Below are 19807 nucleotides of genomic sequence, written 5' to 3' on the forward strand. Positions count from 1 at the left end.
GCTTCGACTCCTGCAGCGCCGTCGCGATCGACACGACCGCGGCCCGCTCGTCCATCCCGGCCTTCTTCGTCGCCGCGATGATCGCCTTCACGTTGGCGACCTGCTCATCCGACAGGTCGATGCGCGACTGCGCACCCTGCACGCCATGCGGGATCAGCTTCGCGGTGTCCACAGCCGGCTTGTCCGCCGCCACGGCCACCGCCACAGGCTTACCCGACTCGACGGTCGGGGCGGCGTGAGTGGCAGCCGGACCGGCGAACACACCACCGGCAAAGGCCAGGCCAGCGATACCGAGAACGCTCTTACGCATGATCGTGTTCATCAGATGCTCCATTCGGGGGTTGGCACCACATGCCGAAGGGGGGTTCAGCGGGGCGCAAGCACCGTCCGGCGCTCAACAAACTCAAAGGGGATCCGGCGTCACGCGCCGGGAAGAATCAGACCGGCCGTCTGAAAACCACGGGAGTGGCCTGTGTCGCGGGGGCGTGGGGGTCGCCCCTTCATCGGCCGGGACCATGTGTAACGACCGGCGACCCACCAACATTCCGGGTCCGGGTCCGGGTCCGGGTCCGGGGGCCTGCGCGCCAGCCCGTCGGGGCGGCGGCGTTGGTCCTGCTCGGTCGTACGCAGGGTGTAACGACCCCGGCCCGGCCACGATTCCGCCCCCACGATGCCCCCGGTCACACCCGAAACCGGACCCACGGGACGCCACCATCCCGGCTCCTGTCGAGCTGCCCGCACAGACGGGACACAACCAGACCCCACGGGTGCCGCCATCTTGTCCCTGTCGAGCTGCCCGCACAGATGGGGCACACGCGCCGCCGCAGGCGACCGAGCCTGGTGTGACGGGTGGTCCCACAGATGGGGCAGGTCGATAGCGCCATGTCATCCAACCCACCCGGACTTGGCCGACAGCGGGTCGACGGGTCGCCACCCCGCAGCCGACCCCACGCCGACATCATCCCGGCGCCAGCGTCCGGGCCGCTCGGTGTAACACCGCCACACCCGTTTCCGCCCGATGCCGATACCGACACCACGCCGACGCCACGCCGACGCCTCACCAACCCCCACGGCCGACGCTCTGCGGACGTACCGCGACAGCCGTACCCGCGCAACCGACATCCAGGCACGGACGGCGCGCGACCACCGACGGGGTGTGGCCCGCCGTGCCCGGCGCAGGGATCAAGCCTGACCGCCCGGAGCCGGGCACGGCGGGCCACACCCCCACCACCACGCACCGCAACCCAACACCCCACCACGACCGCACAGCGGTCCACCCCCGACCAAGACCGCACAGCGCACGTGACCGCCGCCACACAAGAAACGAACCGGTTCCGTATCGAAACTCCAACCCCTACGCTGACATCAAATACGAGTCTGACCCGTATCGAAAACGGGGCCGGGGGGAGAACCAGAGATGCAACCGCACGAGAACACCGGACATCCGAGGAGGTGGGCGATCCTCGGGGTGCTCGTGATCAGCCTGCTCGTCGTCGTCCTGGACAACACCATCCTCAACGTCGCGCTGCGTACGCTCGCCGACCCGGTGCACGGCCTCGGCGCGAGCCAGGGCGAGCTGGAGTGGTCGATCAACTCCTACACCCTGGTCTTCGCCGGCCTGCTGTTCACCTTCGGCGTGCTCGGCGACCGCGCCGGGCGCAAGCGTTTCCTGCTGATCGGCCTGGTGCTCTTCGGGCTGGCGTCGCTGCTGTCGGCGTACGCGCAGAGCCCGGGGCAACTCGTCGCGGCCCGCGCGCTGATGGGCGTGGGCGGCGCGGCCATCATGCCGGTCACGCTCTCGATCATCTCCAACGTCTTCGACCCCCGGGAGCGGGGCCGGGCGATCGGCGTCTGGGCCGGCGCGGTCGGCCTGGCGGTGGCGATCGGCCCGATCCTCGGCGGCGCGCTGCTGGAGCACTACTGGTGGGGCTCCGTCTTCCTGATCAACGTGCCGGTGGTCGCACTCGGGGTGGTGCTGGTGGCGATCCTGGTGCCCGAGTCGCGGGACCCGAATCCGGGACGCGTCGACGTCGTCGGCGTGCTGCTGTCGGTGGTCGGCCTGGTCGCCCTGACGTACGGCATCATCGACGGCGGCGAGCACGGCTTCGACCGCCCAATGGTCTGGGCCGCGATCCTCGGCGGCCTGGCGGTGCTGGCCTGGTTCGTCGCGTACGAGCGGCGCAGCGACCACCCGTCGCTGGACGTGCGGCTGTTCCGGGTGCCCCGCTTCGCCGCCCCGGTGGCGATCGTCGGGCTGATCTTCTTCGCCGCGATGGGCGTGATGTTCTTCAGCTCGTTCTACCTGCAACTGGTGCGCGGCTACAGCCCGCTGGAGACCGGCCTGCTCTTCCTGCCCTTCGCGGTGGCCCAGCTCGTCTTCGCCCCGCGCAGCGCGGCGATGGTCCGCCGGTACGGCGGCAAGGCGGTCGCCGTGGTCGGGCTGGCGCTGACCGTGGTGGCGCTCGGCGCGTTCGCCTTCGTCGGCGAGAGCACCCCGATCTGGGTGGTGCTGGTCTTCTTCTTCCTCCAGGGCGTCGGGATGGCCAACATCATGCCCCCGGCCACGGAGTCGATCATGTCGGCGCTGCCCCGGGAGAAGGCCGGGGTCGGCTCGGCGGTCAGCAACACCGTCCGGCAGGTGGCCGGCGCGCTCGGTGTGGCGGTGCTCGGGTCGGTGCTCTCCGCGGTCTACCGTGCCGACGTCGACCCTGCGCTGCGGGACCTGCCCGCCGGGGCGCGCGAAGCGGCCGGCGAGTCGATCTCCGGCGCGTACGCCGCAGCGGGTCAGCTCGGGCCGGCGGCGCCGCAGTTGATCGCGGTGGCCGACGACGCCTTCGTGGCCGCGATGCACTGGGCGGCGGGCCTCGCCGCAGCGGTCGCCGCCGTCGGCATCCTCGTGGTGCTGCGCTGGATGCCCGGTCGCGCCGCGGCCCCGGTGGCGGCGCCGGTGCCGGCGGCTGAACCCGAGTTGGCCGGGACCGCCTAGGTTCGGGGACAATGTCCGACATGACTTCCACCGCCGACGCTCCGCGGTCGCCCGGGCGACCGCGGAGCGTCCGCGCGGACGAGGCGATCCTCGAGGCCACCCTCGACCTGCTCGCCCAGGGCAGCACGATCGAGTCCATCTCGATCGAGTCGATCGCCGCCCGGGCCGGCGTGGGCAAGGCCACCATCTACCGCCGCTGGCCCGGCAAGGACGCGTTGCTGACCGACGCGCTGCGCCGGCTCAAGGGCAACCCGCCGGCGCCGCCCGGCCGGTCGGTCCGCGACGACCTGGTGGTGCTGGTCGGCGCGGTCGGGCACAACATCGACCCGCGGGCGGCGCGGATCATGCCCTGCCTGGTGCCGCGGGTGAACCGCAGCCCGGACGAGTACCAGCTCTACCAGAGCATCATCGAGCCGCGCCGGGCGCTGATGCGGGAGGTGCTGCGCCGGGGGATCCGCACCGGCGAGCTGCGCGCCGACATCGACGTCGAGGTCACCATGGCGATGCTGACCGGCCCGATGCTGATCCAGCGGGTGCTGCGCTGGCACCCCGACCTCGACGAGGCGTCCCTGCCGGAGAAGATCGTCGACGGCGTCCTGGACGGCATCCGCGCCCGCTGACCCCGGCCACCGCCTCGGTCCCGCCCGCCGGTACGGCGACCCGGTTCCGGCACGCGGCACGGCCGGCGGGACCGTCAGCCGGCCGGCGTACGCAGGCGGTGCAGGCGCAGGGCGAGCTGGACCTCCAGCGCCCGCTCCGGCTTCTGCCAGTCCGCGCCGAGCAGCTGCCCGACCCGCTCCAGCCGCTGGGTCACCGTGTTGACGTGCACGTGGAGCAGCTCGGCGGCCCGGGCCAGGCTGCCGCCCACCCCGAAGTACGCCTCCAGCGTCTTCACCAGCGCGGTGCCCCGGCGGGCGTCGTAGTCGACCACCGGCCCGACGGTGGCCCTCAGGAACCGGTCCACGTCCTTGTCGCCGCCGTCGCCGACCGCCCCCAGCAGCAGCCCGACGAAACCCAGCTCGGCGGTGCTCGCGCCCTGCCCCGACCGGCCCAGCGCGCCCAGCGCGGTGAGGCAGCGGTCGGCCTCGGCGAACGTGGTGGCCAGCGACGCCGGCCCCGTCGACGGGCCGCTCGCCCCGGCGGTCACCGGCCGGCCGGTCACCCGGGACAGGTCCCGGGCCACCGCCCGGGCGTTGCCGCCCGCGTCCCGGCCCGGCAGCATCAGCACCACCCGCCCGTCGCGGGCCGCCGCCAGCCCACCCCGCGTCGAGGCGTACGTGGTGGCCCACGACAGCACCCGCTGCCGGGCCGAGCCTGTCGCGGCGATCGCGTCGTCGCCGACCGCCACCAGCACGTGCGGCGCGTCCAGGTCCACCCCGAGCCGGCGGGCCCGGCTGCGCAGCGCGTCGGTGTCCCGCAGCGGCCGGGCGATCAGGTCGTCGAGCAGCTCGCCCCGGACCCTCCCCTCCGCCTCGGCGACGGTGCGCCGGAACAGCAGCAGCAGCGCGGTCACCAGCGACGCCCGCTCCAGGATCCGCTGGTCGGCGTCGACCAGCTCGTCGTCGGGGCGCAGCACCAGCGCGCCCATGTTCTCCGCGCCGGCCACCACCGCGGCGTACCAGAGCGGCCCCCGGCGCACGCTGCGCCCCTCCGTACGCGACGCGGCCACCGCCTCCACCATGTCCGCCCGGTCCGGCTCGTCGATCTCGCCGACCCGGGCCAGCAGCCGGCCCTCCGCGTCCAGCGCCAGCAGCGCCCCGCCGAGCACGTCGGTGACCGCCGCGGCCACGTCCTCCACGCCGCCGCCGCGCAACACCAGCGCGGTCATCCGGTCGTGCGCCGCCGCGGCCCGCTCCACCGAGCTGCTGTGGGCCCGGATGGTGGTGTTCGCCGCCGACAGCTCCTCCAGCGCCGCCCTGGTCTCGGCGAGCAGCCGCGCGGTGTCGATCGCCACCGCCGCGTGCGCGGCGAGGGAGACCAGCAGCGCCACCTCCTCCCGGACGAACGGCCGGGCCGAGCGGTTGGCCGCGTAGAGCACGCCGATCGAGGTCGAGCCGAGCCGCAGCGGTACGCCCAGGATGGCCACCAGGCCCTCCTCGCCCACCCCGGCGTCGATCTCGCCGGTGTGGTGGAAGCGGTCGTCCTCCGGGTAGTTCGCCGTGACGTACGGGGCGCCGGACTGGGCCACCAGGCCGCCGAGGCCGGCGCCCATCGGCAGCCGCAGCCGCTGGAAGCGGGCGGAGACCGAGCCGTCGGTGACCCGCATGTAGGTGTCGCCGCGTTCGTCGTCGTTGAGCGTCATGTAGGCGACGTCCGCGCCGAGCAGGTTGCGCGCCCGGTGCACGATCGCGCGCAGCACGTCGTCGAGGTCGCGTAGCCCGGCCAGGTCGCTGACCGTGTCGTACAGGCCGGAGAGCTCGACCTCCCGACGTCGGCGGCGTTCCAGCAGCGCGCGGACCCGCAGCGCCACCGTCTTGGCCTGCTCCAGCTCGGCGAGCCGGTCGGGCGGCAGCCCGGCGGCGCGCGCGGCGACGAGCGGCCCCTCGAACTCCACCGCGGCGGCCTCGCGGGCGAGCAGTTCCAGGAACTCCACCGGTGACGACATGACCGACATTGTGCGGCTTGCCACTAGTTCGCCGTCCAGCCCCCGTCGAGCGCGATGGACGCGCCCGTGATGAACGCCGCCGGCGGGGAGCAGAGGTACGCCACCAGTTCGGACACCTCCTCCGGCTCGATCAGCCGCTTGATCGCCGCCCGGGCCAGCATGATCTTCTCGACGACTTCCGCCTCCGGGATGCCGTGGCTGGCCGCCTGGTCGGCGATCTGGCTCTCCACCAGCGCGGTCCGCACGTACGCCGGGTTGATGCAGTTGGCGGTCACGCCGTGCGCGGCGCCCTCCAGAGCCACCACCTTCGACAGCCCCTCCAGGGCATGCTTCGCCGAGACGTACGCCGACTTGTACGGCGAGGCGCGCAGCCCGTGCACCGAGGAGATGTTGACGATGCGCCCCCAGCCCTTGGCGTACATGTGCGGCAGCGCCCGGCGGATGATCAGGAACGGCGCCTCCACCATCACCCGGTGCAGGTAGGCGAAGCGCTCCGTGGAGAACTCCTGCACCGGCGCCACGTGCTGGAGGCCCGCGTTGTTCACCACGATGTCCACGTCCGCGTCGAGCCGGTTCACCGCCTCGGCGTCCGCCAGGTCCACGCCCTCGGCCCGGCCGCCGGCCTCCGCCGCCACCGCCTTGGCCGCCTCGATGTTGCGGTCCACCACCAGGACCTTGGCGCCGGCGGCCCCGAGCCGCAGGGCACAGGCGCGGCCGATGCCGCTGCCGCCCCCGGTCACCAGGGCGGTACGACCAGCGAGGTCGACGTGTACGACGTGGGGCACCGCCACGGGTTCTGCCGTCATGGCGCATGAAGTTACGAGCTGTGTGTCCGGGCGCACATGGGGCGGCGGCACATACTCGACGGCCGGAGTGTGTGGTCCACACGGCAGGTCGGCGGCGTGTCGGCGCGCCCGGCGTGTCCCCGACACCGGGCTGTCGTCCGGCTCGGTAGGGTGTCGAACACACGTACTGCTGACGGTTGGGGGAGGAGGCGGCGTGCGGGTGCTCGGCGTCGACCCGGGGCTGACCCGGTGCGGGGTCGGCGTGGTCGAGGGCGTGCCGGGGCGGCCCTGCACGTTGGTCGCCTACTACGTCGTCTACACCGACCCCGGCGACGAGCTGCCGCTGCGCCTGCTGCACCTGGACCGCTCGCTCACCGACCTGGTCGCCGAGCACCGGCCGGACAGCGTCGCCGTCGAGCGGGTGTTCAGCCAGCACAACGTCCGCACGGTGATGGGCACCGCCCAGGCCAGCGGGATCGCCGTGCTCGCCGGCGCCCGCGCCGGGTTGCCCGTGCAGACCTACACGCCCAGCGAGGTGAAGGCGGCCGTGACCGGTTCCGGTCAGGCCGACAAGGCCCAGATGACGGCCATGGTCACCCGGCTGCTGCGGCTGCCCGAGCCGCCGAAGCCGGCGGACGCCGCCGACGCCCTCGCCCTGGCCATCTGTCACGTGTGGCGCGGCGGGACGCGCTCCAAGCTGGCCGCCGCGGCCGACCGGGTACGACGAGGAGGAGCCAGATGATCGCCAGCGTGCGCGGGGTGGTGACCGCGACCGGTCCGGACCACGCGGTCGTGGAGGTCGGCGGGGTGGGCCTGGCGGTGCAGTGCGCCCCCGGCACCCTCGCGGAGCTGCGGGTCGGCCAGCCCGCCCGGCTGGCCACCAGCCTGGTCGTCCGGGAGGATTCGCTCACCCTCTACGGCTTCGCCGACGACGACGCCAAGCAGCTCTTCGAGCTGCTGCAGACCGCCAGCGGGGTCGGTCCCCGGCTGGCCCAGGCCGTGCTCGCCGTGCACACCCCCGACGCGGTGCGCAAGGCGATCGCCAACGCCGACACCGCCGCGCTGACCCGGGTGCCCGGCATCGGCAAGAAGGGCGCCGAGCGCCTGGTCCTGGAGCTGCGGGACCGGGTCGGCCCGGTCCCGGTCGGCGCCGACGGAGCGGCCGGGGTGACCGGCGGGGCGTGGCCCGAGCAGGTGCGGCAGGCGCTGGTCGGGCTCGGCTGGACGGCCGGGCAGGCCGACCAGGCGGTCGCCGCGGTGGCGGAGACCGTCGACGGTGACGTGCCGCCCGTGCCGGTGCTGCTCAAGCAGGCCATCCGACTGCTGGGCCGCACCCGGTGACCGGTCCCGACGGCAACCTGGTCTCCGCCTACGTCAACGACGCGGAACGGGACGCGGAGGCCAGCGTCCGGCCGAAGCGGCTGGAGGAGTTCATCGCCCAGCACCGCGTACGCGACCAGCTCGACCTGCTGCTCCAGGGCGCGATGCGGCGCGGCTCCCCGCCCGACCACATCCTCCTCTCGGGCCCGCCTGGCCTCGGGAAGACGACGTTGGCCAACATCGTCGCCGCCGAGCTGGGCTCGGGCATCCGGGTGACCAGCGGCCCGGCGATCGAGCGTTCGGGCGACCTGGCGGCCATCCTGACCAGTCTCGCCGAGGGCGACGTGCTCTTCATCGACGAGATCCACCGGATCGCCAAGCCGGCCGAGGAACTGCTCTACAGCGCGATGGAGGACTTCCGGGTCGACGTGGTCGTCGGCAAGGGCCCGGGCGCGACCGCCATCCCGCTCGACGTCGAGCCGTTCACCCTGGTCGGCGCGACCACCCGCTCGGGCCTGCTGACCGGGCCGATGCGGGACCGCTTCGGCTTCGTCGCGCACCTCGACTTCTACTCCCCGGCCGACCTGGAGGTGCTGCTGCGCCGTTCGGCCCGGATCCTCGGCGTGCCGATCACCGACGACGGCGCCGCCGAGATCGCCGGCCGCTCCCGGGGCACCCCGCGGATCGCGAACCGGCTGCTGCGCCGGGTCCGCGACTTCGCCGAGGTCCGGGCCGACGGCGTGGTCACCGTGGAGACCGCCCGGGCCGCCCTGACGGTGTACGACGTCGACGCGCTCGGCCTGGACCGGCTGGACCGGGCGGTGCTGACCGCGCTGGTCGACTCGTTCCGGGGCGGCCCCGTCGGCCTGTCCACCCTGGCCGTGGCGGTGGGGGAGCAGCCGGACACGGTCGAGGAGGTGTGCGAGCCGTTCCTGGTGCGCGCCGGCCTGCTGGCCCGTACGCCGCGCGGCCGGGTCGCCACCGAGGCCGCCTGGCGGCACCTGGGGCGTACGCCACCGAATGGTACATTTGGCGCGGATGCCCCTCGCTCGCCCGATCTGTTCTCGGTGGACGCCGATCAGCCGTGATGCGAACGTGATCTGTGCCGCATTCGGCGTTCCCAGGTGCAGGGATTAGACTCGCGCCGGTCTGTACAGGACGTGAGAATCCGCCTCCGCTCCGGCACGCCCGTGCCGGGTCGGCGGCCAATGGGAAGGTCTTTCACCGTGCTTTACGCAGCAGAGGGCGGCGGGGGTGCCGGCAGCCTGACGCCGATCCTCATGATCGCTCTGCTCTTCGGCGTCATGTACTTCATGATGATCCGCCCCCAGCAGAAGCGCCGCCGCGAGGCGGAGGCCATGCAGTCCGCGCTCGCCCCCGGCGACGAGGTGGTCACGATCGGCGGGCTCTACGGCACGGTCACCGGGGTGGACGACGACACCGTCCTGCTGGAGGTCGCGCCCGGTGTGCAGACCCGGTACGCCCGCCCGGCGATCGCCCGGGTGGTCAGCCAGGCGGAGCGTCCCGCCGAGCCGGCCGCCGAGGACGCGGACGCCGTCAAGGAGTGAGGCGTCGCTCCCGCCCCGGGGCGGCGGTCGCCGGCTCGCGGTGACCGCCGTGCCGGAAGGGGCAGCGGAGACGACGTGAAAACTGGATAGTTGGGCCCGACGGCGGGAGCCGGCACGTCCACGCTCCGCTCGGCGCCCCCGCGCCGCGACGTCGGGGCCCGCGTGCCGGCCCCCGACGCCGGCCCGTCAGGACCGCCGGCCGCACCGGCCGACACCCGCCGCACCAGCGGCGCGACCGTACAGGGAGACAGGACAGCCGTGGCACCACCTCAGGGACAGATGCGCCCCGGACGGCAACTGGCCGTGCTCGGGCTCATCTTCGTCGTCCTCTATCTTTTGGTGTTCTTCGCGGGCGGCGCCAGCGGCAGCCTGAAGGACCGGCTGGAGCCCAAGCTCGGCCTGGACCTCGTCGGCGGCACCCGGCTGACGCTGGAGGCGACCAACACCGTCGACGGCCGGGCCCCGACGGCGGAGAACCTCGAGGAGGCCCGCCAGATCATCGAGAGCCGCGTCAACGCCTTCGGCGTCGCCGAGGCCGAGGTGGTCACCGAGGGCAACCGCAACATCGTGATCTCCCTGCCCGGTGAGAACCGCGACATCACCGAGGTCGGCAGCGCCGCCGAGCTGCGCTTCCGCAAGCTGCTCAAGGCCGCCGACGGCAGCGGCGCGGCCGCCGCCCCGGCGCCGCCCGCCACCCCGGCGCCGTCCGGCAGCGCGACCCCGGCCCCGTCCGGCAGCGCGAAGCCCTCGGCCAGCGCCTCCCCGTCCGGCACCGCCGGGCCGAAGGTGACCCCGTCGGCGAGCGGCGGCCAGGGCGGCATGGCGCCGGCGCCGAGCGCCAGCCCGTCGGCGTCGGCTCCGGCCTCGCCGAGCGCCGCGGCGCCCTCGCCGAGTGCGAGCGGCGAGCCGGTGCCGCAGAGCGTCGAGGAGCAGCGCAAGGCCGTCGAGCAGAAGGTCGGCGCCGCCGCCTGGGCCGCCGCGAGCGGCCTCCAGGCACCGGCCGACCTGGCCGCCGACCCGTCGCTGGCGGAGAAGCTCAAGCCGTTCGCCGCCCTCGACCCGCGCGAGGTCGCGGTGCTGCCGGCGCAGATGCAGTTCAACGTGCCGCAGATCAGCTGTGCCCAGCTCGACAAGCGGCCGCCGGCGTCGATCTCCGCCCCCGACCAGCAGGTGGTCGCCTGCGAGGACGGCGCCGCGAAGTACCTGCTCGACCAGGCGAAGGTGCTCGGCACCGACGTCGACGACGCCAACGCGGTGCTCGACCAGACCAGCCAGTGGGTGGTCAGCCTGGACTTCTCCGGCGCCGGCCAGGACAAGTGGACCAACCTGACCCGCGAGGCCTTCAACAACGAGGGCCAGGCCTGCGACGCCACCGCCCTCGGCCAGGACGGCAAGTGCCGCGTCGCCGTCGTGCTGGACAACGAGATCGTCTCCTCGCCCGAGATCCAGGGCGTGCTGACCGGCAACTCGCAGATCACCGGCAACTTCACCCAGAAGGACGCCAGCACCCTCGCCGGCCAGCTCCGCTACGGCGCGCTGCCGGTGACCTTCGACGCGCAGGAGTCGCAGAACGTCACCGCCACCCTGGGCGCCAGCCACCTGCGGGCCGGCCTCCTCGCGGCGGGCATCGGCATGGCGCTGGTCATCATCTACTCGTTCTTCTACTACCGCCTGCTCGGCTCGGTGATCTTCCTGAGCCTGATCCTCTCGGCGCTGCTGGTCTTCGGCGCGCTGGTGGTGCTCGGCCGGCAGATCGGCTTCACCCTCACCCTCGCCGGCATCGCCGGAATGATCGTCTCGCTCGGTGTGGCGGCGGACTCGTTCGTCATCTACTTCGAGCGGCTCAAGGACGAGATCCGGGAGGGGCGCAGCCCCCGCAGCGCCGTCCCGCGCGCCTGGATCCGGGCCCGCCGGACCATCATCTCGGCCAACGCGATCACGCTGATGTCGGCGGTGGTGCTCTACGTCGTCTCGGTCGGCGCGGTCAAGGGCTTCGCCTTCGCCCTCGGCCTGGCGACCGTGCTGGACCTGGTCGTGGTCTTCCTCTTCCGGCACCCGATCATGACGATGTTCGCCCGCACCCGGGCGTTCCTGTCCCCGCGGGTCAGTGGTCTCGGGCGGGCGCTTCCGGCCCGGACGGCCGACGAGGCCAAGCCCCGCAACCCGCGCGTGAAGGAGGCCTGAGATGGCAAAGAGTGGTCTCGCGAGCCGCCTCTACCGCGGCGAGGCCGGCCTCGACATCATCGGCCGGCGCAAGCTCTGGTTCGGCGTCGCCGGCACGTTGATCCTGCTGGCGGTGCTCAGCTTCGGGCTGCGCGGATTCCACCTCGGCATCGAGTTCGCCGGCGGCAACTCGTTCCAGATCCCGGCCAGCGTCGGCACGCTGGAGCAGACCGAGGCGAAGGTCAAGACGGCCCTCGCCACGGCCGGCGACGGCGCCAACGTGGTCACCACGCAGAAGGTCGGCGGCACCGGCGGCGACTTCTACGAGGTGCGCACCACGCAGCTCGACACCGAGCAGGCCAACGCCGTCAAGGTCGAGATCGCCGAGGAGTTCGGCATCGACCCCACCACCATCAGCGGCAACCAGGTCAGCGAGGCGTGGGGCAGCCAGGTCACGTCCCGGGCGTTGCTCGGTCTGGTCATCTTCATCGCGCTGGTGATGGTGTACCTGATCCTGCGGTTCGAGTGGCGGATGGCGGTCGCCGCCGTCTCCTCGCTGATCATGAACCTGATCCTCACCGCCGGCGTCTACTCGCTGGTCGGCTTCGAGGTCACCCCGTCGACGGTCATCGGCTTCCTCACGATCCTGGGCTTCGCGCTCTACGACGTGGTGGTGGTCTTCGACAAGGTGCAGGAGAACACCCGCGGCATCACCGCGAACAACAACCAGACGTACGGCGAGGCGGCCAACCTGGCGATCAACCAGAGCCTCATGCGGTCGCTGAACACCTCGGTGGTGGCGCTGCTGCCGGTCGGTGGTCTGCTCTTCATCGGTGCCGGCCTGCTCGGCGCGGGCACCCTGAAGGACCTCGGCCTGGTGCTCTTCGTCGGTATGGCGGTGGCGTTCCTGACCTCGATCCTGCTGGCCACGCCGCTGCTGGTGCTGCTCAAGAACTACGAGCCGCGGATCCAGGCGCACAACAAGCGGGTGCTGGCCCGCCGGGGCGCCCTGGCGCGCGGCGAGGTCACCCCGAAGGGTGCGTCCGGCTCCGTGGAGGCGGCGGACGAGCCGGTCGACCCCGAGTCGGCGGCGCTGGCCGGCGCCGCGCCGAAGGTGGGCGCGCGGCCGGCCGGGAAGCGGTCGACGGGCGCGCGCGGCAGCCGGCCGTCCGGCGGCGGCAACCGGCCGGGTGGCGGCAAGCGGCGCTGACCTGGGCCGGCGACACCCGGTAGGAATCGAACCGACGGCGTCCTTCATGCTGTGCGAGCAGCAGGGAGGACGCCGTCGTCGTGGAAGGGGAGCGGACTGCCGTGACGGAGACCCACAGCACCGGGGTACGGGGAGACAGCGGCCTGGAGGCCGCGAAGCTGGTGGCCAGCCGGGTGCTCGACGTGCCCGACTTCCCCAAGCCCGGTGTCATGTTCAAGGACCTGATGCCGCTGTTCGCCGACGGTGCGGCGTTCCGCCAGGTGGTCGACACGATCGTCGCGTACCACGGGCGGGACTCGTTCGACGCCGTCGTCGGGATGGAGGCGCGCGGGTTCGTGGTCGCGGCGGCCGTCGCGTACGCGACCGGGGTCGGCGTGGTGCCGGTGCGCAAGGCCGGGAAGCTGCCCCGCCCGGCGTACTCGGCCTCCTACGACCTGGAGTACGGCCAGGCCACCCTGGAGGTGCACCAGGACGCGTTCACGGCCGGGCACCGGGTGCTGGTGGTCGACGACGTGCTGGCCACCGGCGGCACCGCCGAGGCGACGCTGGACCTGGTGGAGCGGGCCGGGGGCACCGTGGCCGGCTTCACCGTGCTGCTGGAACTCGGCTTCCTCGGCGGGCGGGAGCGGTTGTCGCCGCGCCCGGTGCATGCCCTGCTGACCGTTTGAGCACCCCGACCGTCGGGCGGACCCGGTGCGGTCCGTCCGGCGGAGCGGCGGGGCACCGTGCGTGCGGGTAGCATTGCCCTTTGCTGACCGGGCGGGGTCCGTCCGGGCGGCGCGAGACCAGGCCGACCGGCGCACGGTCGGTGTATTCCCGGCGAGCGGTGAGGAGGCCGGTGTCCCACGATGTCGCCCCTCCGGTGGAGGGCACGGTGCACCCGACAGGCGACGCGGACGGCTCGGTGACCGCACGGAACGGTGACGCGCCGACCCGGGGCGCGGGCTCCGGCAACGGCTCCGGCGTGACCGATCCGGCCGACACCGCGCGGTCCGGCGCGACGGCCGGCCCGGCCGGTGGCGCGGGCGCGGCGACCGAGGGGGTCGTGCTCCCGTTCCCCGGCGACGGTGATCCCCTGCCCAGCGCCGGCTTCGCGCTCTCCACCGCGCCCACCGGCCGCCGCGTCCGCGCCAGGCTGGCGCGGTTCAACGCGCCGTGGCAGTCCTCGCAGGTCAGCGAGGTGCTCGAGCCGCTGATCTCTACCCATCGGGACGCCCACCCCAAGGCCGACGCGCGGCTGCTCCAGCGCGCCTTCGACACCGCGGCCCGCTGGCACTCGGGTCAGTACCGCAAGTCCGGCGACCCCTACATCACCCACCCGCTCGCGGTGGCCACCATCCTGGCCAACCTCGGGATGGACACCACCACCCTGGTCGCCGCGCTGCTGCACGACACCATCGAGGACACGGAATACACGCTCGACCAGATGCGCGCCGACTTCGGCGGCGAGGTCGCGCTGCTCGTCGACGGGGTCACCAAGCTCGACAAGGTCAAGCTGGGCGACGCGGCCAAGGCCGAGACGATCCGCAAGATGGTCGTCGCGATGGCCAAGGACCCGCGGGTGCTGGTGATCAAGCTGGCCGACCGGCTGCACAACATGCGTACCCTCACCTTCCTGCCCCGCCCGAAGCAGGAGCAGAAGGCGAAGGAGACGCTGGAGATCCTGGCCCCGCTGGCTCACCGGCTGGGTATGAACACCATCAAGTGGGAGCTGGAGGACCTCGCCTTCGGGACGCTCTTCCCGAAGCGCTACGAGGAGATCAATCGGCTGATCGGGGAGCACCAGCCGCAGCGCGAGGCGCTGCTGCGTCAGGTGACCCAGAAGGTGCAGACCGACCTGAAGGCCGCCAAGATCAAGGCGGAGACCACCGGCCGGCCGAAGCACCTCTACTCGATCTACCAGAAGATGATCGTGCGGGGTCGCGACTTCAACGACATCTACGACCTGGTCGGGGTGCGGATCCTGGTCGACACGGTGCGGGACTGCTACGCGGCGCTGGGCGTGATCCACGCCAACTGGCAGCCGGTGCCGGGCCGGTTCAAGGACTACATCGCGATGCCCAAGTTCAACATGTACCAGTCGTTGCACACGACGGTCATCGGGCCCACCGGCAAGCCGGTGGAGATGCAGATCCGCACGTACGCGATGCACCGCACCGCCGAGTTCGGCATCGCCGCGCACTGGAAGTACAAGGAGCACAAGGGCACCCAGATCGTCGGCCCGCCGGCGCACATCGACGAGATGACCTGGCTGCGCCAGCTGCTGGACTGGCAGCGGGAGGCGGCGGACCCGAGCGAGTTCCTCGACGCGCTGCGCTTCGACCTGTCCAGCCAGGAGGTGTACGTCTTCACCCCGAAGGGTGACGTCATCCCGCTGCCGACCGGGTCGACGCCGGTGGACTTCGCGTACGCGGTGCACACCGAGGTCGGGCACAAGTGCATCGGGGCGCGGGTCAACGGCAAGCTGGTGCCGTTGGAGTCGACGCTGTCCAACGGCGACGTGATCGAGATCTTCACCTCGAAGTCCGACACGGCCGGGCCGACGCAGGACTGGCTGGGCTTCGTCAAGAGCCCTCGGGCGCGCACGAAGATCCGCCAGTACTTCAACAAGGAGCGGCGCGAGGAGGCGATCGAGGCCGGCAAGGACGCGATCGTCAAGGCGATGCGCAAGCAGGGCATGCCCCTGCAGCGGATGCTCACCTCCGACGCGCTGATGGCGATCGCCCGGGACCTGCACCTGGCCGACGTCGCCTCGCTCTACGCCGCGGTCGGCGACAGCCAGGTCTCCGCCCAGTCGGTGGTGCAGAAGCTGATGGCCGCGTACGGCGGCGAGGAGGGCGCGGCGGAGGACATCGCCGAGACCGCCGTCGCCACCCGGCTGCCGCGCAGCCGGCAGAGCAGCGCGGATCCGGGCGTCGTGGTCCGCGGGGTCAGCGACGTGTGGATCAAGCTGGCCCGCTGCTGCACCCCCGTCCCGCCGGACTCGGTCTTCGGCTTCGTGACCCGCTCCGGCGGGGTGAGCGTGCACCGCGACGACTGCGCCAACGCCGAGGACCTGCGGGCGCAGAACGAGCGGGTGGTCGAGGTGAGCTGGAAGCTCACGTCCGCGTCGACGTTCCTGGTCGCCATCCAGGTCGAGGCGCTGGACCGGCACAAGCTGCTCGCCGACGTCACCCGGGTGCTCTCCGACGAGCGGGTCAACATCCTGTCCGCGACGGTCACCACGACGCGCGACCGGGTGGCGGTGAGCCGGTTCAGCTTCGAGATGGCCGACCCGAAGCACCTGGGCCACCTGCTGGCCGCGGTCCGCAAGGTCGACGGCGTCTTCGACGCCTACCGCGTCACCTCCGGCGCCTGAACTTGGGTTCAGTTACATCGATGGTCGCCGCAGGGTTACAGGTGATCTCGGTAGCCCCGCCCGGAGTGGATCTTTCCGTTCGCTGGGCTGCAGCCCGCCAGTTCCGCGAACTCGTCAGGCTGCTCGCCGAGCGCGGCGGTGACGTGATCCCGATGGGCGGCCGGCCGGCAGTGGTCTCTCGACCTTGCCGATCGGTTGCTGCTGGTTGCGACCTACTGGCGCACGAACCTGACGAGGCAGCCAGATCGGCCCGCTGTTCGGGGTGTCGCACTTCGCCGCGCACCGGGTCATCGACGCTCTCGGCCCTCTGCTCGCCCTGGCCCCGGTACGCCGGCGTCGGGTCGACCAGATCACCGTTGTCGACGGCATCCTGATCCCGGCCCGGGCCACCGGCTCCTGCGGCATCGATCAGGAACTGGCTGGACGGCCGGTCATTGTCGGCGGCGCCCACCACGGCAACCCCGACGCAATCGTCCCGTATCGCAAGCACGTCGACGGCGACGAGCCGCCCGAGTGGAAGGCCGACCTCAACAAGCAGCACCGCACCGTCCGGCCGACACCGGCGTGGCCACCATAGCGAGATCGCGATCAGCGGTATCTACATATGCCAATCAGTGATAGCCTGATCGCGGGGAGTGATCCTCAGATCGGGGACGCTGCACCCTGCGAAATCCAGGCTGCGAGAAAGGTGATTCAATGCGAAGAGGAGTCAAGCGAGCTCTCATTGCTTCAGTTGCGATGGGGCTCACTACAATGGCTCTGCCTAGCACGCCAGCATTCGCTATCTCGAATGTGCCGTGCACTAGTTCGACCGTGCGAGTAACCAACGCTCTGAACATCAGCACTTGCTTCTCAGGCAACGGGACTACTCCCCTTATCGGTTCCTTCGTAGCCTTCAGAGCCGGGACCAACGATGCTTCGGTCATGCTCACGAACGGGAGTAGTGTTCTTCTCAGGCCGGGTCAAAGTGTCACATGGCCGCTTCCCGGGGTGGGCTTGAAGTCTGTCTCGATTTTCAACTAGACATGATTCGCCGGCTCGTAAACGAGACGGATTTCCATCGAACAAGCCGGTAGCTGAAGCCGCTCCGAACGAGATCCAGCGATATCCGCGCAAGAAGCCCTGAACGCCGTAGCGGCAGTTCAGGGCTTCTTGTGTGTTTCCTTGGGATTGGTCGTCGTCTAGGTAGACGGCATCGGGGCGCACCGAACGGCCGCCCCGATGCTGGATTTGCTTGTGTCAGGAGGAAGACACCGTCAGAGCCTTGATCTCGATGTCGTTCTTCGGGTGGCCGCCACCAGGGTTCGGCTCGAACGCGCCGTCGTGGCCGGCCTTGGTGGCCTTCCTCACGACCTCGATGCTCGCGTCGTCCATTATGCCGAGGACCGTGTAGTTCGGTTTGAGCCGGACGTCCTGGTAGATGAAGAAGAACTGGCTGCCGTTGGTGTCCGGGCCGCTGTTGGCGAGCGCGACCACGCCGGCCGGGTACGCCGGCCGGTCGTCGGTTGGCAGGTACTCGTTGGCGTACCGATGCGATGGGCCGCCGGTGCCGTCGGTCTCGCGGTAGCCCTTGCCCTTGGCGCTCGCCTGACCCCGCCCGATCCTTCGCCCAACGGTGCGCCCCGGCCCGGCACCGACCGAGCCGGGGCGCATCGCTCTGCCGCCCATGCCGCTCTCCCACGAGCCCCGCCCCGCCACCCTGCACCTACCGCCCTACACCCACCACCCCACCCTCGCCGGGAGCGGGGCCGGAGGGGCGGGACGGGGCGGGCCGGAGTTGGTGGGGACACGACGAGCGCCCGCCAGCGGGGCCGGCGGGCGCTCGTCGTACGGCTGGGGTGTGGGTCAGCCCTGGGGGGCGCTCATGGTGAGCTTCTTGATGACGACTTCCTTCTTCGGGTGACCACCGCCGGCCTGCTGCGCGAACGCCTTGTCGTCGCCCGCCGCCGCGACCTGCTTGACGATGTCCATGCCACCGGTGATGGTGCCCAGGACGGTGTAGTTCGGGTCCAGCGGCGAGTCGCCGTAGACGATGAAGAACTGGCTGCCCGTGCTGCCCGGCTGCGTGGACTTGGCCATCGCGATCACGCCCTCCGGGTAGGGGGGCCGCTTGTCGGTGGGCAGGTTCTCCTCGGCGAGCCGGTAGCTCGGGCCGCCGGTGCCGTCGGTCTCGCGCCAGCCCTTGCCCGTCGCGCTCGGGTCACCGCACTGGAGCACCTTGATGCCCTCGGTCACCAGCCGGTGGCACTTGCTGTTGTCGAAGAAGTTCTTCTCCGCCAGGTGCGTGAAGCTGCCCGCGGTGCAGGGCACGGCCGCCCGGTCGACCTTGGCGGTGATCGGACCGAGGTTGGTGTCGATCGTCATCGTCTGGGTGCCGGTGTTCGACTGCTGCGCGGCCGGCAGCCCGACGTCCTTGATCTGCTTGGTCCGCTGGTCGGCGGGCAGCTCGGTCCACGCGCATTGCACGTGGTCGGCCGCCGGCCCGGCGGTGTCGGTCTTGTCGTCGTCGCCGCCGAGCGTGGTGGCGAGCCACACGGTGCCGGCGATGACGAGCACCAGGACCGACGCGGCTCCCACGATCGCCTGGGTCTGCCGGCGCTTGCGGGCCCTGGCCGCGCGCTCGGCCATCTCCTTCTCGAGCCGGGCGCGCGCCGCCGCGCGCTGCCGCTCTCTGGTGGACGTCACGCCTGGATCCTCCTGGGCTGTCTCGGGCGCGGTCGGTGCCGCTGAGGTTGGTGGGGCGGCCGGGTCAGCCGGCGCTGGGGCTGGCCGCCGGGGCGCCGGACGGCGTCGCCGCCGGGGTCGACGCCCCCTGCGCCACGGGCTCACCGACGGTCAGGCTCTGGACGACCACGTCGTCGTCCTTGGGCTTGACCTTGGCCCCCGTCCCATTGTCCACGGTCGGCTTGGCACCGATCTTCTCCACCACGTCGATCCCGCCGGTGACCCGGCCGATGATCGGGTACTTCGGGTCGGCCGTGGTGAAGTCCTTGAAGAAGATCAGGAACTGGCTCGCGTTGGCGCCCGGCGGGTTGGCGATCATCGCGACCGTGCCCTTCGGGTACGTCGCGGGCTGGCCGGGCGCGGGGCTCGCCGACGGCGACGGCGCGGGCGTGGGGACGTTCTCGTCGTAGAACGAGTACGTCGGGCCGCCCAGCCCGGTGCCGCTCGGGTCGCCGCAGCGCACCGCGCCCTCGGCGGTGATCTCGTGGCACTTGGTGTTGTCGTAGAACGACCGGCTGGCCAGGTGGGCGATGCTCGCCGCGGCGCACGGGGCGGCGGCGAGGTCCAGCTCGACGGTGACCGGGGCGCCCTGGTTGGTCGTGACCGTCATCGGGCGCACGCCGGACGTGGGCAGCCCCTGGGTCGCCGGGGTGCCGACGTCCTTGAGGTTGGTGTTCGCGGTGGCGTCCTGCGGGGTCCAGAGGCAGACCTCCTCGGCGGCCGTGTTCTCCTTCGGGTCGTCGTCGAAGGCGCCCAGCCCCCAGGCCGAGCCGACCACGATCAGCGCGAGGACGACGGTGACGCCGACACCGGCCTGGATCTGCCGGCGACGCTTGGCGGCGGCGGCCCGGCGGGCGAGCTGCCGGTCGAGCTTGGCACGCGCCAGTTTGCGCTGCCGGTCCCTGCTGGAAGCCACCCGTGCTCCCCTTCCTCTACCCTGGTCGTCACCGGTGGTCGGGCGTCCTGCGCCCGTCCGGCGGCAGGTGCGCCACGCCACACGCCCGCCAGAGTGTACGGCTACCGGCTGGGAAAGTGGTGTACGAGGTCCGGGGCTGCGTCTATCGGGACGCGTCACTGTGGCGAACGGG

General features: G+C 72.0%; 15 protein-coding genes and 2 pseudogenes. 11 read left to right on the top strand and 6 right to left on the bottom strand.

Annotation, left to right across the window (positions count from 1 at the left end; all coding sequences use genetic code 11):
* A pseudogene (locus ACZ6O2_RS10410) lies at positions 1 to 322 on the bottom strand (hypothetical protein); the annotation flags it as partial.
* 1095 nt (positions 323 to 1417) lie between these two features.
* On the opposite strand from ACZ6O2_RS10410, the gene ACZ6O2_RS10415 reads away from it, so the two are divergent.
* Complete coding sequence (locus ACZ6O2_RS10415; RefSeq protein ID WP_466022661.1) at positions 1418 to 2986, top strand: MFS transporter; 1569 nt, start codon at positions 1418 to 1420, stop codon at positions 2984 to 2986.
* Between the two features lie 11 nt (positions 2987 to 2997).
* On the top strand, positions 2998 to 3606 hold the full coding sequence (locus tag ACZ6O2_RS10420) for a TetR/AcrR family transcriptional regulator (protein ID WP_466022662.1): 609 nt from the start codon (positions 2998 to 3000) through the stop codon (positions 3604 to 3606).
* Positions 3607 to 3680: 74 nt separating this feature from the next.
* Here the strand turns inward: ACZ6O2_RS10420 and ACZ6O2_RS10425 are convergent, their stop codons facing one another.
* Complete coding sequence (locus ACZ6O2_RS10425; RefSeq protein WP_350709047.1) at positions 3681 to 5600, bottom strand: helix-turn-helix domain-containing protein; 1920 nt, start codon at positions 5598 to 5600, stop codon at positions 3681 to 3683.
* 14 nt (positions 5601 to 5614) lie between these two features.
* Complete coding sequence (locus ACZ6O2_RS10430; protein WP_466022663.1) at positions 5615 to 6397, bottom strand: 3-hydroxybutyrate dehydrogenase; 783 nt, start codon at positions 6395 to 6397, stop codon at positions 5615 to 5617.
* A gap of 193 nt (positions 6398 to 6590) precedes the next feature.
* Between ACZ6O2_RS10430 and ruvC the strand changes: the two genes are divergently transcribed.
* From ruvC to ACZ6O2_RS10475, 9 genes and pseudogenes are all read left to right on the top strand, one after another.
* Positions 6591 to 7118 carry a crossover junction endodeoxyribonuclease RuvC gene (gene ruvC, locus ACZ6O2_RS10435; RefSeq protein ID WP_350686934.1) on the top strand — a complete coding sequence of 176 codons (528 nt, stop codon included), beginning with the start codon at positions 6591 to 6593 and terminating at the stop codon, positions 7116 to 7118.
* Positions 7115 to 7717: a Holliday junction branch migration protein RuvA gene (ruvA, locus tag ACZ6O2_RS10440; RefSeq protein WP_350709043.1), complete on the top strand. Its 603-nt coding sequence runs from the start codon at positions 7115 to 7117 to the stop codon at positions 7715 to 7717. Before ruvC ends, ruvA begins: the two co-directional genes overlap by 4 nt.
* Entirely contained in the window at positions 7714 to 8784 is a 1071-nt protein-coding gene (gene ruvB, locus ACZ6O2_RS10445; protein ID WP_466022664.1) for a Holliday junction branch migration DNA helicase RuvB, read from the top strand. Before ruvA ends, ruvB begins: the two co-directional genes overlap by 4 nt.
* Positions 8785 to 8922: 138 nt before the next feature.
* Positions 8923 to 9264 (top strand): preprotein translocase subunit YajC, encoded by a 342-nt coding sequence (gene yajC, locus ACZ6O2_RS10450; RefSeq protein WP_350709039.1) that lies wholly within the window; start codon positions 8923 to 8925, stop codon positions 9262 to 9264.
* 258 nt (positions 9265 to 9522) lie between these two features.
* A complete protein-coding gene (gene secD / locus ACZ6O2_RS10455; protein WP_466022665.1) occupies positions 9523 to 11448 on the top strand; it encodes a protein translocase subunit SecD in 1926 nt (641 codons plus the stop codon).
* A 1-nt stretch (position 11449) separates the two neighbouring features.
* On the top strand, positions 11450 to 12637 hold the full coding sequence (gene secF, locus ACZ6O2_RS10460) for a protein translocase subunit SecF (RefSeq protein WP_466022666.1): 1188 nt from the start codon (positions 11450 to 11452) through the stop codon (positions 12635 to 12637).
* 101 nt (positions 12638 to 12738) lie between these two features.
* Positions 12739 to 13305, top strand: a complete 567-nt coding sequence (locus ACZ6O2_RS10465) for an adenine phosphoribosyltransferase (protein WP_350709033.1) — start codon at positions 12739 to 12741, stop codon at positions 13303 to 13305.
* A 194-nt stretch (positions 13306 to 13499) separates the two neighbouring features.
* Positions 13500 to 15995, top strand: a complete 2496-nt coding sequence (locus ACZ6O2_RS10470; protein ID WP_350709071.1) for a RelA/SpoT family protein — start codon at positions 13500 to 13502, stop codon at positions 15993 to 15995.
* Positions 15996 to 16015: 20 nt separating this feature from the next.
* Positions 16016 to 16548, top strand: a pseudogene (locus ACZ6O2_RS10475) (helix-turn-helix domain-containing protein); the annotation flags it as partial.
* Between the two features lie 686 nt (positions 16549 to 17234).
* Here the strand turns inward: ACZ6O2_RS10475 and ACZ6O2_RS10480 are convergent.
* The 3 genes from ACZ6O2_RS10480 to ACZ6O2_RS10490 form a co-directional block, all read right to left on the bottom strand.
* Positions 17235 to 17663, bottom strand: coding sequence for a peptidylprolyl isomerase (locus ACZ6O2_RS10480; protein ID WP_466022667.1), 429 nt, complete (start codon positions 17661 to 17663; stop codon positions 17235 to 17237).
* A gap of 177 nt (positions 17664 to 17840) precedes the next feature.
* Positions 17841 to 18623 carry a peptidylprolyl isomerase gene (locus tag ACZ6O2_RS10485; RefSeq protein ID WP_466022757.1) on the bottom strand — a complete coding sequence of 261 codons (783 nt, stop codon included), beginning with the start codon at positions 18621 to 18623 and terminating at the stop codon, positions 17841 to 17843.
* Positions 18624 to 18744: 121 nt separating this feature from the next.
* The gene (locus ACZ6O2_RS10490; RefSeq protein ID WP_350709029.1) at positions 18745 to 19635 is read right to left on the bottom strand and encodes a peptidylprolyl isomerase; all 891 of its coding nucleotides are present in this window, start codon (positions 19633 to 19635) and stop codon (positions 18745 to 18747) included.
* Positions 19636 to 19807: the final 172 nt, after the last annotated feature.

This window comes from Micromonospora sp. NPDC048040 (genome assembly GCF_055587185.1).